General features: G+C 44.6%; 11 protein-coding genes. 9 read left to right on the top strand and 2 right to left on the bottom strand.

Annotated elements, in window-relative coordinates; translation table 11 throughout:
- Positions 1–33: 33 nt before the first annotated feature.
- On the bottom strand, positions 34–3,441 hold the full coding sequence (locus tag OJ16_RS01370; RefSeq protein WP_040986619.1) for an Ig-like domain-containing protein: 3,408 nt from the start codon (positions 3,439–3,441) through the stop codon (positions 34–36).
- 705 nt (positions 3,442–4,146) lie between these two features.
- On the opposite strand from OJ16_RS01370, the gene OJ16_RS01365 reads away from it, so the two are divergent.
- The 5 genes from OJ16_RS01365 to OJ16_RS01345 all read left to right on the top strand — a co-directional run bounded on the left by OJ16_RS01365 (position 4,147) and on the right by OJ16_RS01345 (position 8,798).
- Entirely contained in the window at positions 4,147–4,932 is a 786-nt protein-coding gene (locus tag OJ16_RS01365; RefSeq protein ID WP_052810420.1) for a class I SAM-dependent DNA methyltransferase, read from the top strand.
- Between the two features lie 254 nt (positions 4,933–5,186).
- Entirely contained in the window at positions 5,187–6,074 is an 888-nt protein-coding gene (locus OJ16_RS01360; RefSeq protein ID WP_040986617.1) for a lipase family protein, read from the top strand.
- A gap of 213 nt (positions 6,075–6,287) precedes the next feature.
- Positions 6,288–6,794, top strand: coding sequence for an AAA family ATPase (locus OJ16_RS01355; RefSeq protein ID WP_040986615.1), 507 nt, complete (start codon positions 6,288–6,290; stop codon positions 6,792–6,794).
- A 217-nt stretch (positions 6,795–7,011) separates the two neighbouring features.
- Entirely contained in the window at positions 7,012–7,365 is a 354-nt protein-coding gene (locus tag OJ16_RS01350) for a DUF3147 family protein (protein WP_040987106.1), read from the top strand.
- A gap of 1,226 nt (positions 7,366–8,591) precedes the next feature.
- The gene (locus OJ16_RS01345; protein WP_040986613.1) at positions 8,592–8,798 is read left to right on the top strand and encodes a hypothetical protein; all 207 of its coding nucleotides are present in this window, start codon (positions 8,592–8,594) and stop codon (positions 8,796–8,798) included.
- 127 nt (positions 8,799–8,925) lie between these two features.
- On the opposite strand, the gene OJ16_RS01340 is transcribed toward OJ16_RS01345, so the two are convergent.
- On the bottom strand, positions 8,926–9,846 hold the full coding sequence (locus tag OJ16_RS01340) for a sensor domain-containing diguanylate cyclase (RefSeq protein ID WP_040986611.1): 921 nt from the start codon (positions 9,844–9,846) through the stop codon (positions 8,926–8,928).
- Positions 9,847–10,498: 652 nt separating this feature from the next.
- On the opposite strand from OJ16_RS01340, the gene OJ16_RS01335 reads away from it, so the two are divergent.
- From OJ16_RS01335 to OJ16_RS01320, 4 genes are all read left to right on the top strand, one after another.
- The gene (locus OJ16_RS01335; protein ID WP_040986607.1) at positions 10,499–10,828 is read left to right on the top strand and encodes a UxaA family hydrolase; all 330 of its coding nucleotides are present in this window, start codon (positions 10,499–10,501) and stop codon (positions 10,826–10,828) included.
- Positions 10,828–12,000 carry a UxaA family hydrolase gene (locus tag OJ16_RS01330; RefSeq protein ID WP_236688467.1) on the top strand — a complete coding sequence of 391 codons (1,173 nt, stop codon included), beginning with the start codon at positions 10,828–10,830 and terminating at the stop codon, positions 11,998–12,000. The genes OJ16_RS01335 and OJ16_RS01330 overlap by 1 nt, the downstream gene beginning before the upstream one ends.
- Positions 12,001–12,114: 114 nt before the next feature.
- Entirely contained in the window at positions 12,115–13,086 is a 972-nt protein-coding gene (locus tag OJ16_RS01325; protein WP_040986603.1) for a DMT family transporter, read from the top strand.
- Between the two features lie 114 nt (positions 13,087–13,200).
- Positions 13,201–14,343 (top strand): mandelate racemase/muconate lactonizing enzyme family protein, encoded by a 1,143-nt coding sequence (locus OJ16_RS01320; protein ID WP_040986601.1) that lies wholly within the window; start codon positions 13,201–13,203, stop codon positions 14,341–14,343.
- Positions 14,344–14,476: the final 133 nt, after the last annotated feature.

The following is a 14,476-nucleotide window of genomic DNA, read 5'->3' as shown; positions in this document are numbered from 1 at the left end:
CGCAAATTGCCCTGTGGCTTATCGCCTGAGCGATTATTGCGGGTTAAGACCTAGTTGCTCAAGCACTAGCTTAAAGTTAGCGCGACGTTCTTTAACGTTGTGTACATCGCCCGTTGAACACGTTAGGTCAGGACAACCACGGTTAACGATACCAGAAACGTCATCAATGAACTGAGAACCTTGTAGGCCACTGTCCACGTACTTTTTCAGTTCGTTGTGGTAGTTCCAGTCACCGTATTGGCCGCCTTCATCGTTGTACGCTTGTACTGATGTTACCCAGTAGAACAGACCTGCGATCCACTTGATTTCACGGTTCTCTTCAGAGCTACAAATTAGACCTGGGTTTGAACAGAAATCAAGTTCAGCGTATAGCGGGTTCGCTGGTGGCGCTTCAACGGTTACACCATCGATCGTTTGACCAATCGTTGATGGATCAACGTGTGAACGACCTAGGTAGTGGTTAAGCGTACCGAAGTTTTGGCGACCCGTTGTTTGGATTACACCACGACCCCACCAACCACAACCTTCAACGCTTTCTTGGCTGCTGCCATCCCAAATGAAGCTACCTGCTTTTTGGCCAACGTACGTTTTACAATCGTCACGTTCCCAAACTTGCTTAGAGGTATCTACTTTTTCTGGAACATCGTTACAGTGACCGTTGTTTGTCCAACGACCAACCGCACCGTTAACCAGTAGACCTTTCTCTTCTAGTACCGCGTCAGGTGCTGCAAATACAGGAGCTGGTGCGCCGTACCATTTCGCGTGGGTCAGAGCGCTGACTTCCATCTTGTTATCACGAGGACAAGAGTAAGCGTAGTCTAGGCCTGAAACTGGGTTTACACCGTAATCCGCGTATTTCTGACCAAGCTGACCACAGCTTGCTGTCATTGGGTAATCCGCTGGAGCACCGTATTTCACTTCAGACCAGTTGTTCTCATCACAAGCGTTGTAACGGATGGTCTCTTGCATACTTTGCGCAAGGAAAGCGGCGATCGCGACTTTTGCGTAAGTGATGTTCGTTTGATCATCCGCTTCATCGGTGAGTAGCCAGAACTTGTTACCCGCCACACCAATGTTGTGCATTGCATTTAGGCCATCTAGGAAGTCAGCCCATTTGTATACCGTTGAAGGTTCCCACTGTGATTGCGGCGTTTCGTAAAGGAACGCTTTATTGTTCATAACATCTTCAGCATTGGTCAGCTCAATGTTCAGTGCTTCAATACGCGTTAGAGAACCTTTTTCAAGCTCTTCACCCACGTAGTACAGTGGCACTTTTACATCTTGGTAACGTTCAATTTTGCTGGTTAGCTCTGCCGTATCGTTATCGAACACAATAGCAAATACGTTGCTAAATGCCGCTTTGCGAAGTTGCTGCTCACTCGTGGTGTTACCCATGAAGTAGGTCGCCGCTTGCTCTGTTGGCAGATTTGCCAGTATTGCAGGTGTCTTCACATAATCAGAAACTTGCTTCACGTACTCAAGCGCGTTGTGCCATTGCTCTGAAGACAATGCTTCTGTTGCGTCTGATTTAGTGAACGCAATGAAATCCGCTTTAGTTGCAGAATCTGCTTTGTATAACTCAAACTTGTCGAGTAGATCAGCCGAGTGGTTAGACGCAGCATCCCAAACAGACTGACGGCCTGAATGCGTATCAAAAGCAAACTCACCAATGCTTAGAGACCAGCCGAAGCTTGCTTCTGGTGCAACGGTAGTGATGATTAGGTTATGTGCTTGTGCCCAACCTTTTGTATCGTTCGTTAGCGCGTTGATCGCATCAACATCAATACGGCTACCCGTGATGTCAACCGCGTTGATTAGCGCTTCTTTCACTGCGATAGAACCAAGATCTTGAGTCGCGTTATCAAGCACGTCGCTGCTAATGATGATAGAAGCTGAGCCTGCTTGTGTTGCCGCCTCGATAACAGAAACAAATGCGTTGGTTAGCGCATCGAAATCAGCCAAATCAGCACTGTTGATCGCTTCGATGGTTACGTTTGCTGGAGCGTCTGTTGAAATCATGGTTGCAGGGCTTGCAACAACCAATGTATTTGGCCAACCTGCAACTTCCAGACGAACTGGGTCCATCGGGTTTGGCAGTGATAGCAGTGGCGCAGTACCTGGCTCTGAACCATCACAGTTTAGGTGTAGAGACCATGAAGCATCACTACCTGGTACTGATTGAGTCCAGTAAATCGCAGAGTAGGCGATGTTGTCATGTACCATGATGTCGCCGCCAGTCGCATGTGTACCTTGCGTCCAGTCTGGGTAAACATTGAAATCCGCACACAAACCACCTGGTGGTGTTACTGGTGGCGGCTCAACCGCTTCTTCTTCCACGGTGATTTTCACGCTTGCCGTAGACGTCAGATTTTGAGCGTCAGTTGCGATGGCTTTAAGCGTTACGTTACCCGCTTGAGTCGCTTGCCAGTTACACGCAAATGCCTCAGTAGTCGTTGCATCAAAGCGACAGATTTCCTGATTGTTTGCTTTAACAACCAGTTTAGCCAGATCGTTGTCCGCATCGGTCGCGTTTACTGAAATCGCAACTGACTCTGTTTCTTTAATGGTTGTACCGTTTGCTGGTGTAATGAAAGAAACAACAGGCGCAACGAAATCGTCTTCCACATCGGCTTCGACAGTCACATTCACTGATTGCTGTTTTAGCTTCTGGTTTTTGCTATCGAATACAAAAACGTTAACCGCTCTGTTACCCGCATCTTTTGGTGTCCAAGTGTGCGAGTAAAGCGTTTGATTTTGATCAACCGTTTTTTCAGCCAGTTTGGTGCTGTTCACCCAAAACTCTACTTTTGCCGCAAGTTCACCGTCAACATTTGCTTTGATTGCAACCGGTTGATCGATTTTTAGCACTTGGCCAGAAACAGGAGAAAGTACTGATAGCTCAGTTGGCTCAGGTTCACCTGTACCAGGTTCGTCAGAACACTCAGTCAGCTTCCAGAACCATGAACTTGCGTTTGGCGTTTCCCATACACCTGGGTTGTTTTGGGCAATAAAACATTGGCCGTCAAAAGAAACCACATCGCCGTTGCTTACTTGGGTTTTGCCCGGAACGAACGGGATGACATCGCCTAGATCTGGGTCAGGCGTTGGATCTGGATCTGGTGTAGGGTCTGGGTCCGGTGTTGGATCAGGATCTGGGGTTGGATCCGGGTCAGGCGTTGGATCAGGATCTGGCTCTGGTTCACCAGAACATACAGCGACTTCCCAAAACCATGAGCTAGCATTCGGCGTTTCCCATACTCCAGGGTTGTTTTTAGCGATGAAACAGTCGCCGTTATAAGCAACCATATCGCCATTTTGGACTTTCGTTTCGCCTGGAACAAAAGTGATGACGCCGGATGTTAGGCTTGCGTCAGCGGCGTATAAATAGCCACTGAACATAACGCTGGTAATAACAGCAGTTATTTTATTTATTTTTCTCACGGTTTATATCTTCTTTGTTTTTATTTATCCATGCAGATAAATGTATTAGTGATTAGAGGTGAGTGATGGTGTTACCGAAACCTCTGAACCGAAATATAGGCGACATTGCGGGGGGCTATCTGCCTACGATGTTGAGTATAAATGAACGGTTGAATTTATTTCCACACCTTCGTTTGTCAGTTATTTCCGACATGAAAGGCAAATACTAAAATTTAGAAGGTACTGTTATTGTTGGTTTTTAAGCCCCAAAACATCAGGGAGTATGGGTTGAAACCTCAAGGTGCATGGGCTTGAGGTGCGCGCTTATGTCAGATTTTTTATCACAACTAAAGCGTTAAATAATTCATGATCCTTACGAGGTTTGAATATATCCATAGGCTACAAAACAGGCGATCTAAATAATAATAAATATAGAGTCATTAATTTATATATCAGGAAATATATTTAAACATGTTGTGTTTGTATATTAGCAAACAAAGAGATTTTTCAGTGTGAAGGTTTTTATGAATTTATGACGTTAATTCCAATTATTTATTGGTTTGGAATAAAAGTCACACAAGGAAGAATGAATACTGAGCAGCAAATATGAAGCTGATTATTCCATGAGTTGATTATGCATCGCTGATTTCAGGCCGGAAATAAAGAGGGCACAAAAAGAGGGCGGGGGAATAATTTTTCTTCGTAAATTGGTGTAATTGATATAGGATGCGCCACCGAATTTTATTTGAGCATCTGACATTGGGTACTACTTCTTCAAACGCCCTTTATACCGACCTTTCTGGTTACTACGATTTGATGTGTGCCGACATCGATTACCAAGCACAAAGTGGCTATGTACGTCGATTGCACCAACTGTTTGGTAACGAAGGTAAACAACATCTCGATTTAGCGTGTGGCACTGGCCCACATATTCGACATTTTCTAGATTTTGGTTACCAAAGTAGCGGTTTAGATTTGAACCAGCCGATGCTCGATTTAGCAAAAATTCGCTGCCCTGAAGCGGACTTTATACTGCACAATATGTGTAATTTCACCGTAGAACAACCGCTTGATTTGATCACTTGCTTCTTATACTCGATTCACTACAGCGATGGTATCGAGAACCTTAAGCAGTGCATTGTGCATGCGCACGCTGCATTGGCAGAAGGGGGCATGTTCTGCTTTAACTCGGTGAACCGCAACAAGATCGACAACCGTTCATTTGTTCGCCACAGCGCGATGCATAGTGACGGCGAGTTTATTTTTAGCTCTGGCTGGAAATACAGTGGTGAAGGTGAACAACAGTTCTTAACCTTGAGCATCGAAAAGCACACCGATCTTGAAAAGCAATTGTGGAACGATGAGCACCCAATGGTCGCCGTCAACTACGAAGAGCTCAGTGCTTTGCTCGAACCGTACTTTGAAGTGCATATCTTCGAGCATGACTACGAAAAAATCTTACCGTGGGATGGTCAATCTGGTAATGCGTTCTTTGCTTGTGTAAAACGCTAATTTAGATGTGCCCATAATGACATTAAGAAGCCAGCCTTAACCCGCTGGCTTTTGTTCTTTTTGAGCCTAGCGCCCCGTATGAACTTTGAAATCGATGTCGTCCGCAATGTGAAAAGACGTAACGAAAGCATGGCAATCAAAATAGTGCCTCTCATAACGGCCAACGAAAATCGGTAAAACCTCGTCTTACTATTCTCCTCAAATGCGCTTTTGCCCACTATAAAACCCACAAGGTAAATAAATAGGGAAGCAACATGCCTACGTTTGAGACTAAATCATCGGAACCCTCAACGAAGCGTTCACACGAACAGCACCACATCGTCAGCAATAAAGCCGTCGCACCATACACCACGGGTTTACATGCCGGGAATGCCTATTGGATGGCGCGATTATCAAAAGAAGTCTACCTCAGCGATTCCACGCCTAACCCGAAACCCGATGAAGAGCGCATACTGGCTAATTTGTTGGAAGACGACAAACGCTTTGTCAGTGTGCTTGGTGTGAGTTGTAATAGCGCACAAGCGGCCGTAATCGAACACCAAGATTACTTATGCATTACTTTTCGTGGGACAGATGAATTAGCCGATTGGCTTGATAACCTTAACGCCTTTGCAACTAACGATTTGTTTGGTGCGTTTCATCGTGGTTTTTGGCAATCGCTAGAGGATGTTTGGCGACCGCTTAATGCGCGATTTCGCCAACTACAGCAGCAAAAGCCTCGACCGCTATTTATCACTGGCCACAGTTTAGGCGGGGCTATGGCGACCATTGCCGCGGCCAAATTGTTACACGAAGATAAACCCTTCACGAGCGTTTACACTTTTGGCCAGCCGCGCGCCGTGACTCGAGATACCGCTCGTCTCTTTAATGCCGAATGTAAATCGCGCTACTTTCGTTTTCATAACAATAATGACATTGTCACCCGAGCCCCCGCTCGTATGATGGGGTATAGCCACATTGGCCGTTATTTGTACATTTCATCGGAGCAGCAAATTCATCAAGAAGTCGGGTTATGGTTTAAGTTTGTTGATTATGTCGATGGCGCGGTTTCCGCTTTATTGGAAGAGGGCATCGATTTGGTTGAAGACCACGATATTGATAAGTACTTAGCGGCCGTGACGAAGTGGGATCTTATGGCGTAGAACAGACTCAAGAAAGGTGAAGAATCACGTCTTTCTCGCCCGAGCGGTTTGCACTGTTATTTGTATCGTTTTGTCTAAACCAATGCATCAGTGAGCGGTGTGTTCTCAATATGGCAATGTGCGCTTATTGATCAATAAGTTGAAGTCACGTATAAAAAACACGTGGTATGACGGGCACTGCTCTGAGCCATACAGGAACCGTTTGGAGGTCTATTGAATCAACCTATTTTGTACATATTTTCGGGGCTTCCCGCTTCAGGTAAATCGACACTGGCGAAATTGTTAGCGACCAAAACGGGCGCGATGTATGTTCGTATTGATACGGTAGAGCAAGGGCTGAGAGACCTTTGCCGTTTCAAGGTTGAAGGTGAGGGCTATCGTTTAAGTTACCGTATTATCCGAGACAATCTGGCGCTTGGGATTAGTTGTATTTCGGACTCTTGTAATCCTATTGAGTTAACGCGTAACGAGTGGCAAGACGTCGCGGAAAGTGTTGGCGCTCGGTTCGTTAATATTGAAGTGAGTTGCTCAGATCGCGCTGAACATGAGCTGCGGGTTAACACGCGGCAATGTGAAGTCGTTAATCTGACGCTTCCCAATTGGCAGCAAGTACAAAGCCGCCACTATGAGTCATGGAAAACGGAGGTTATTAAAATCGACACATCAGGCAAAAATGTCGACCAATCGTTTGCAGAACTCACCGAAAAATTAGCGGTTTAGCAAGCTCATCAATGGTGACCCCAGCCGTTACTCACATCGAGTTATCAAAAGTGGGGCTCTCTGGATAATGTGAAATATTCTCGGATCATCGTTGCGTTAGTATTGTTCGGTTTCAGTGTTTATATCACAATGGTTTTGATTGGTTGGCGTTGCTGACTAACTTAACGCGACTAGGCACAATGTATGAAACGTTAGATGCCAGGCAAGGAGAGTAATGATGGTTTGGCTTGTGACTAAATATCTACTGACGGCTGCAATCGTCGTGCTTATCTCTGAGGTCGCGAAGAGAAGCGACAAGTTTGGCGCGATGGTTGCTGCGCTGCCTACGGTGACTATCTTGGCTTTGATCTGGATGTATATCGAAGGGCAAGGCACTGAAAAGCTTTCAAATCATGCCTACTATACATTTTGGTTTGTCGTTCCAACGTTGCCAATGTTTCTGCTGTTTCCATATCTACTGAGTAAATACTCATTTTGGTTAACTTTGCTGATAAGTTGTTTAATCTCAATTCTTTGCTTTGCCATTATAAGTGTGGTCGCGAAGTTTTTTGGCGTGAATTTGTTATCTTGAGCTTTGAACCTTGCTCCTTGCCTCTTACATATATCGATAGCGTCAATCGCACGTTTGACCGCTGTTGTTATCCCGCATAGCGCCATATCTTGACGTCATAGTGAGCGTTATTGCCATCGTCCTAAAGCAAGCAAAAGCGGTTTTCTGGTTACTTGGTGGCAAGACAAAGGGTGGCTGGCCCGCGCACGCCAGGCGAAAGAAAAGGGTTCAGTAGAACACCGAACAAATCAACGAAACCTTGCTTGAAAAACAGCGATAATGACCGTTCCCAAGCGACGAAACTGGCCATGCGGTCAGTCCTCAACGAGCGCTTCTTCTTTCCCGATCGTCGTTTAAACACTCGATAATATGTCAATAATCGGAGAGTTAAGTCGATTCCACGCCAAATTATTAAGGTTAAGTGTCTGTTTTTAAATATATTGTAAATAGGTTTAGAAATAGCTATCTATTCTGTAGGTCAGGTGTATAGTGGCCACAGCTAACGTAGCCTAATTATTGATGAAATGTTGAGTTTGATAACGTCTCCATTTGATCTCTAAGTCATCCACCCTGTTTGTCCTGAGATAATTTTTCTTCATTCCCGATCGAGTCGTTTCTATCTTAGATTTCCATGTTATCGAGGTGTTCGCCAAGTAAGGCAATAGACTCCGCTAAATGGTTACGAAACAAAAATTGTGGCTGTACTCCAGTAAAGAGTCGAGCCGTTGTTTTTTGTCTATTTCAATATTATTGCTACAGACAGTCTTAAATGTTGGCAGAAGGTCAGGGCGGTGAAAGCTCGTCGCGTCAGATGTTACTCTCGCTTAATCGATAGTCGAGATGGTTTTTTTCAGTGTGACAACGTGTTAACGATTGTAGCCGCTAGTACGAAAAATCATCTTCGATGAACCGGAAAGTAAACTTTATCTAAAACAATGCATTGACTCACGAGCGATGTATTGGAGCGTCATCTCTTATCCACCGTGGATGCCAGTGTTTAAGCAAATTATTTATTTGCCATCATGGTGTGTACCACATTGGTTTAAGGCTGAGGGTTCTCATATTGAAACAGAAATGGAAGTAAAACTTTGAAAATGAAAAACCCTACCGATAAGCCGAAAAAAGATAAGAGTGAAGCGAAAGATGACAAGTCAAATAATATCCATCAAGTAAGGCGAAGAATCGAAGATATTCTGTTGGAAAAAGAACGGAAAGAACGATTAGATCTTTGATGGTAAGAGGAAGTTATGAAAAAACCGGTAAGAAAGAACGTTAAAAAAATGCGCAAAAATGATTTCGAAGAGCGATTCGCAAATATGGTTGGCGAATACAACAAAGCGAAGGAAATCCTTGAGTCGCTAACGGTAGGCACTGCTGAGCACAGCAAACAACAAAAGCAGTGTGACATTCTCTTTGCTAGCGCCGAACGTTTCATCAATTCCGTTAAGAATTAATATAACGTGTATATAAAGACAGCCCGCATAATCTGCGGGCTGTCTTTTTTTATGCGCTTTTTACGCGTTCAAGCGGTACGAAATATCTGCTTGTAAACGCATGAATGCGCAAAAAAGGTGAGGGTAGCTACTTGAACGAGTATTGGTTCTTGCCATTGTTTTTTGATTCATAGAGTGCGAGATCGGCTCGTTGATAGATGGCCTCTATGTCGTCATCGTGTTTTTCAAAATGGGTAATGCCAATACTTAACGAGAGCGGGTACTCGGGTACACTCTCATTAATGTAAAGCGTGGCCACAGCCTCATTGAGCTTACGTGCTAATTCAGTGCAAGAGAGCGCTTCGCTACACTGATGAATGATCCCTAATTCATCCCCGCCCAGGCGCCCGATAATATCGTTATTTCCCAGCATCGATTGGCATGTTTTGGTCGCTTGACGTATCGCATCATCTCCCGTCTGGTGGCCGTAGATGTCATTAATTTTCTTAAATTCGTCGATGTCGATGAGTAAGAAGCAGTAGTGCTGTTGAGACTGCTGAAAATGCGTTAACGCGTCAGAAAAATGTTCGTAGAGCTTTCGACGATTATAGACACCGGTGAGATAATCCATTTCAGCGTAATAGGTGAGTTGTTGTGCCAGTTCATGGCGAAAAGTGATGTTACGCGCGACCCAAACAACGGCTCTTTCACCGTTATAGCGTGATCTTAGTGGGTTAACTCGGCCTTCAAATCGCAAGGTTCCTGGAGGGCCTGAATGAACGTCTAAGCAAGCTACATCAGTGCCAGCAAGCGAATATTCAAAACACATCAGTTTATTTTGGTCGAGCGTTTCGTGTATTTTCCCTAAAAACCAGTTGGCATGTTCTGGTGATAAAACATCGTGTAAATTTTTACCGACGAGTGACAAGCCATTGTGATACATCTCCGAACTGTTACCACCTAAAATATCGGCATACAGGCCAGATTCAGTCAAAATAAAAACCAAATCAGGCAGCGCAGCGATGATCGCTGCATATTCCTCATTTCGATACTGACTATGAGTTGTCATTTCCTATCCCTGTTAAGCAAATCCATTTTGCGTTTCCAATCCTCGCTCTTTTGCTGGGTTCTGCTTATACCTAGTATTGTGATGTCGAGTATTCAGGCATTCTATCTTGTTAATGTCTCTTCTTAGAGTATAGGTTCAAAAATTTAGTCTGCGTGATAAGTTGCTAATATTTATCTGAAAAATCCTTGTTAACAAGTCGCAATTTTCATACACATAAGACCGAAAATACACGCGACAACCGCTAAATAATCACCGCGGTTACCCATTCATCGGCTCAACCGCCGCTTGCGATTTAATCGCGATACCTCAATGCGACAACGCCTATAAATCTTCACACGACAATGAATTTTCCGTCATCCGAACGGTTTTGCGATAAAAAATGAATTTTTTATCGGGTGATTTCAATGCGCACTCTCTCCAGAGTTAACTGATCTTGTAGTGCTTTATTTTTATTAAATTCAATGTCTTGCGATTGTTCTTTCTGCTTTTTTCGCTTCATTGTTATGAATGGTTGTTAGTGCAAATATCAATATATTGCAAAATATATTGAAACTTGTGATGTGCATCATATTTTGTCAAAGATAGATCTGTATACTGCCGATTGTCGAACAATAGACAGTTAACTGTTAATCGCTAAACAGAGAATCGAACAATGAAAGCAATAAAACTTTCTCCTACAGACAATGTAGCGACGCTACTAGGTGACGTGGAAAAAAATCAACTAGTAGAAATTATTTCGGCTGAAAACGAAGTGATCGCAGAAGTGAATGCACTGCAAAAAATCACCTTCGGCAATAAGATCGCGCTTTGCGGCATTGCACACGGCGAGCACATTTTGAAATGTGGCCATTCAATTGGTAAGTCGATTGTTGAAATTCCATTAGGCCAACTTGTTCATGTACAAAACGTTCGTAGTGAGCGTTTAGACATTCCAGAATCAATCATTGAAGAAATCATCAAGCAAATGGGGATCGAGCAATAATGACGACATTTAAAGGTTACCCTCGTCCAAACGGTACATTTGGTGTGCGCAACAGTGTACTAATTATTGCGATTGATGAATGCTGCGAAGGTATTGCACGCAATATCAGCAAAGAAATTGATGATTCAGTTGTTGTGACTAACCACTACACCTGTATGTACGGCGGCAATGAAGAGATGATCGATACCATCATCCACACTGCAACCAACCCGAACATTGCGGGTGTTCTTGTTATCGCAATGGGTTGTGGCTCAATTGACCCACAAATGATTGCTGAACCAGTACGCAAAGAAGGTTTACCTGTTCACGCTCTGACTGTGATCAAAAACAAAGGTACCATCGAAACAATTAAAGATGGTGTTGAGCTAGCAAAAGAGCTAAAAGCATACGCAGATAGCGTTGAGCGTGTTGACGCTCCGGTTTCTGCATTGCGTATCGGCATCAAATGTGGCGGTTCTGATACTTCGAGCGGTCTTGCTTCTAACCCTTCAGTCGGCGCAGCGTCAGACAAACTGGTTGATATGGGCGCGACGACAATGGCGGGCGAACTGCTTGAGCTACTGGGTTGTGAAGATATCCTGAAAGAGCGCTCAGTTACGCCGGAAGTCGGTGAGAAAATTGAGCGTCTTATCGCGGAAGATTTGAAGCGCTGGCACGTAATCGAAGGCACAGAAACCATGTCTATCGGTAACAGTGTGGGCGGCTTAACAACCATCGATGAAAAATCTCAAGGTGCAATGCACAAAACAGGCACTCGTCCAATCCAAGACTGTCTGCGCATTAGCCACGTTCACCGTGAGAAACCAACCACACCAGGTTTCTACCTAACGGAAACCACCATGCTATGTGGTGGCGCAGCGATGCACTTTGCGTCACTTGGCTGCCAACTGATCCTATGGACAGCGGGCGCTGCGGGCTTTAACAACTCAATCGTTCCGGTAATTCGAGTGTCTGGCAACAGCTCTCTTATTACGGCTGATATGGATATCAACGCTTGTGGAATCATGGATGCAACAGACACGATCGATAATGTTTCTAACCAGATCATTGCGCGCGTGTTTGATGTTGCAAACGGTGAGCCGACCAACCTAGAAGGTGTTGGCTTTGCTTATGCTTCTCTGTACCAAAAAGATCAACGCTTAGAACACGTTATCGGTATTTGCCCACAATAATATTTACCCACAATGTAATTGTATGCCCAAGTAAATACTGAATCCTACGTCTTTGCGTTACTTGGGAATATCCCAAAGGCGTTATTGCAACGCCTTTATATGAGAATAAAAAAAATGAGTAAACCTGCACCAAATAAATCACTTGGTTTAACTATTGCCCTTGTCTGTGCAGCCCTTTGGGGTGCGTCGTTCCCACTGGGTGGTGTACTGGCTGGTAAGCTAGATCCTGTTGTACTGGCGATTGCGCGTTACGCGATTGCAACGCTAGGTTTTGTTGTTCTATTCATGTTTTCTAAAAAGCATACTCTAAAGAAAATTCAAAACAAAAAAGATGGCTTTTTGTTGGCGGCGGCAGGTGTTTCTGCTCAAGCGGTCTTCTTCTATTTCACTATCCTAGCGTACGAATACACGTCATCGGGTGAGATCGGCGTTATCAATGGTATGGCTCCATTCCTTACCATGCTTGCGGTATTTGTGATCGATAAAATTAAGCCAACAGCACCTAAAGTGTTTGCGGTTGTGCTTTCTCTAATTGGCGCGGGCGTTATCGCTTACGATCCATCGAACAAAATCCAAGGTCTAAACCTAGGTCACTTGTTTGCATTGTTCGGCGTACTAGGCTTTGTGACTTATAACTACATCCTGGGTAAGTTTGGTTCTGATCTGAACTCTCGTTACGACACGTTCTCAAGCTGTTTCTACCAATTCGCAGCTGCGACAGGTGCACTGCTTATTGTTGGTCTAGTGACGGGTGCTGATTTCACTTCAGCGGCAGTACTGGTTGAAAACGGTAAACACATCGGCAGTATCCTAGCGCTTGGCTTGCTATGTTCAGGTATCGCATACGCTTTATGGGAAGTGGCAACACTGAAAACTCAAGATGCGGTTATCACGACAATGGCACTGAACGTTTTACCGCTATTCGCAATGATCGTGGCTTACTTCCTATTAGGTGAGTTGATGACAATGCAAAAGCTGGCGGGTGTTGTGACGGTAGTTATCGCGCTATGTATCTACACCGTTGGCGACCGCTTTACGAAGAAAGCGGTTATGGAACCGGTTGTTGACGAAAAAGCAGCGGCGTAATTTATTCCTACAAATTTACTGTCAGTCTCGGCACTGACAGTCTCTTTCCTGCTTGCTAAATAGCTCCACGATTTATCCAGCAGGAAAGAACTTTACCAATATTAGAGAAAGAAAATGCTATTTAACGAATTGAAAATCACTGAAGTAGAAGTTATCCACCTGCGTGTTCCTGCGGTTGATGAAGCGTGTGAATGGGGTGAGGACGGTGTTCTTATTCGCGTTCATACTAACGCAGGCATTACGGGTGTGGGTGAATCGGATAGCTCACCAATGATGATTGAAGCGTGCATTAAAGCGACTCAAAGCCACGGTTCTTCTCAAGGTCTTGAGCGTCTTCTTATCGGTGAAAACCCACTAGAGATCGAACGTCTTTACACAAAAATGTACAACGGCACTCACTATGCAGGTCGTCGTTCAACCATGATTCACGCTATCTCAGCGATTGACATGGCACTGTGGGACATCGCGGGTCAATTCTACAAAGTGCCAGTATGGCAGCTTCTTGGCGGTAAATTCCGTGAGAAAATCCGTGCATACGGTACGTTTATCCCAACCGCAATCAAAGAAGAAAACATTGCTCGTACCACTGAGCTATTGGCTCAAGGCTTTACTTCACTGAAGTTTGGTGGCGGTCCTCTAGGTAAAAATGCAGAGACTGACTACGAGATCATTAAGACCGTATGTGAAACTGCTCGTGGCATCAATAAAGACGTTGAAATCGCAATCGACTTAGCAAGCGCATGGCGCACCGCTGGCCACACGATTGAAATGGCTAAGAAGCTAGAGCAATTCAACCTGCTATGGATTGAAGAGCCGATTACCGATGACGTGCTTGCTGGTTACCGCAAGATCTCTCAATCAACGTCACAAAAGTTGGCAGGTGGTGAAACACTGACAACGCGTTACGAGTTCGCTAACTTCATTGAAAAATCAGGCGCTGACTTTGTACAACCAGACGTAACACGTTGTGGTGGTATCACTGAAATGGTGAAGATCTACGACATGGCGCACATGGCGGGTATGAAGCTAGTACCACACGGTTTCTCAACCGGTATTCTGATTGCGGCAACGGTACACTTCCTTGCGTCTCGTGAACACGGCGACCTGATTGAGTACTCTCAAAGCACCAGCCCACTGTTTACGTCACTAGTGAAAAACCAAATCGCATTTGAAGATGGTTACGTCGCGGTGCCAAACACCCCAGGATTGGGCATTGAGCTTGATGAAGAGATCATCGCGAAATACCGTGTTAACTAATTAGCACCCGTTTGAAATGAGGTGCTTTAGTCATCTCAGATTCAAAAATACTCACGCCAAGTTATTGGGAACAAGGTCTGCTATTTGGTCTCCAATGAGATTAAATAGTGGTGAGTAACAACGAAAGAGATAA

It is taken from the genome of Vibrio renipiscarius (genome assembly GCF_000827885.1).
Lineage (GTDB): Bacteria > Pseudomonadota > Gammaproteobacteria > Enterobacterales > Vibrionaceae > Vibrio > Vibrio renipiscarius.
Note: the sequence above shows the minus strand (reverse complement) of the source record. Positions and strands in the feature narration are given on the sequence as shown.

Bases quoted from the DNA above. Each gene is read 5' to 3' on its own strand.
- OJ16_RS01365 (WP_052810420.1), top strand. From the start codon at position 4,147: ATGCGCCACCGAATTTTATTTGAGCATCTGACATTGGGTACTACTTCT.
- OJ16_RS01360 (WP_040986617.1), top strand. From the start codon at position 5,187: ATGCCTACGTTTGAGACTAAATCATCGGAACCCTCAACGAAGCGTTCA.
- OJ16_RS01350 (WP_040987106.1), top strand. From the start codon at position 7,012: ATGGTTTGGCTTGTGACTAAATATCTACTGACGGCTGCAATCGTCGTG.
- OJ16_RS01345 (WP_040986613.1), top strand. From the start codon at position 8,592: ATGAAAAAACCGGTAAGAAAGAACGTTAAAAAAATGCGCAAAAATGAT.
- OJ16_RS01340 (WP_040986611.1), bottom strand. From the start codon at position 9,846: ATGACAACTCATAGTCAGTATCGAAATGAGGAATATGCAGCGATCATC.
- OJ16_RS01335 (WP_040986607.1), top strand. From the start codon at position 10,499: ATGAAAGCAATAAAACTTTCTCCTACAGACAATGTAGCGACGCTACTA.
- OJ16_RS01330 (WP_236688467.1), top strand. From the start codon at position 10,828: ATGACGACATTTAAAGGTTACCCTCGTCCAAACGGTACATTTGGTGTG.
- OJ16_RS01325 (WP_040986603.1), top strand. From the start codon at position 12,115: ATGAGTAAACCTGCACCAAATAAATCACTTGGTTTAACTATTGCCCTT.
- OJ16_RS01320 (WP_040986601.1), top strand. From the start codon at position 13,201: ATGCTATTTAACGAATTGAAAATCACTGAAGTAGAAGTTATCCACCTG.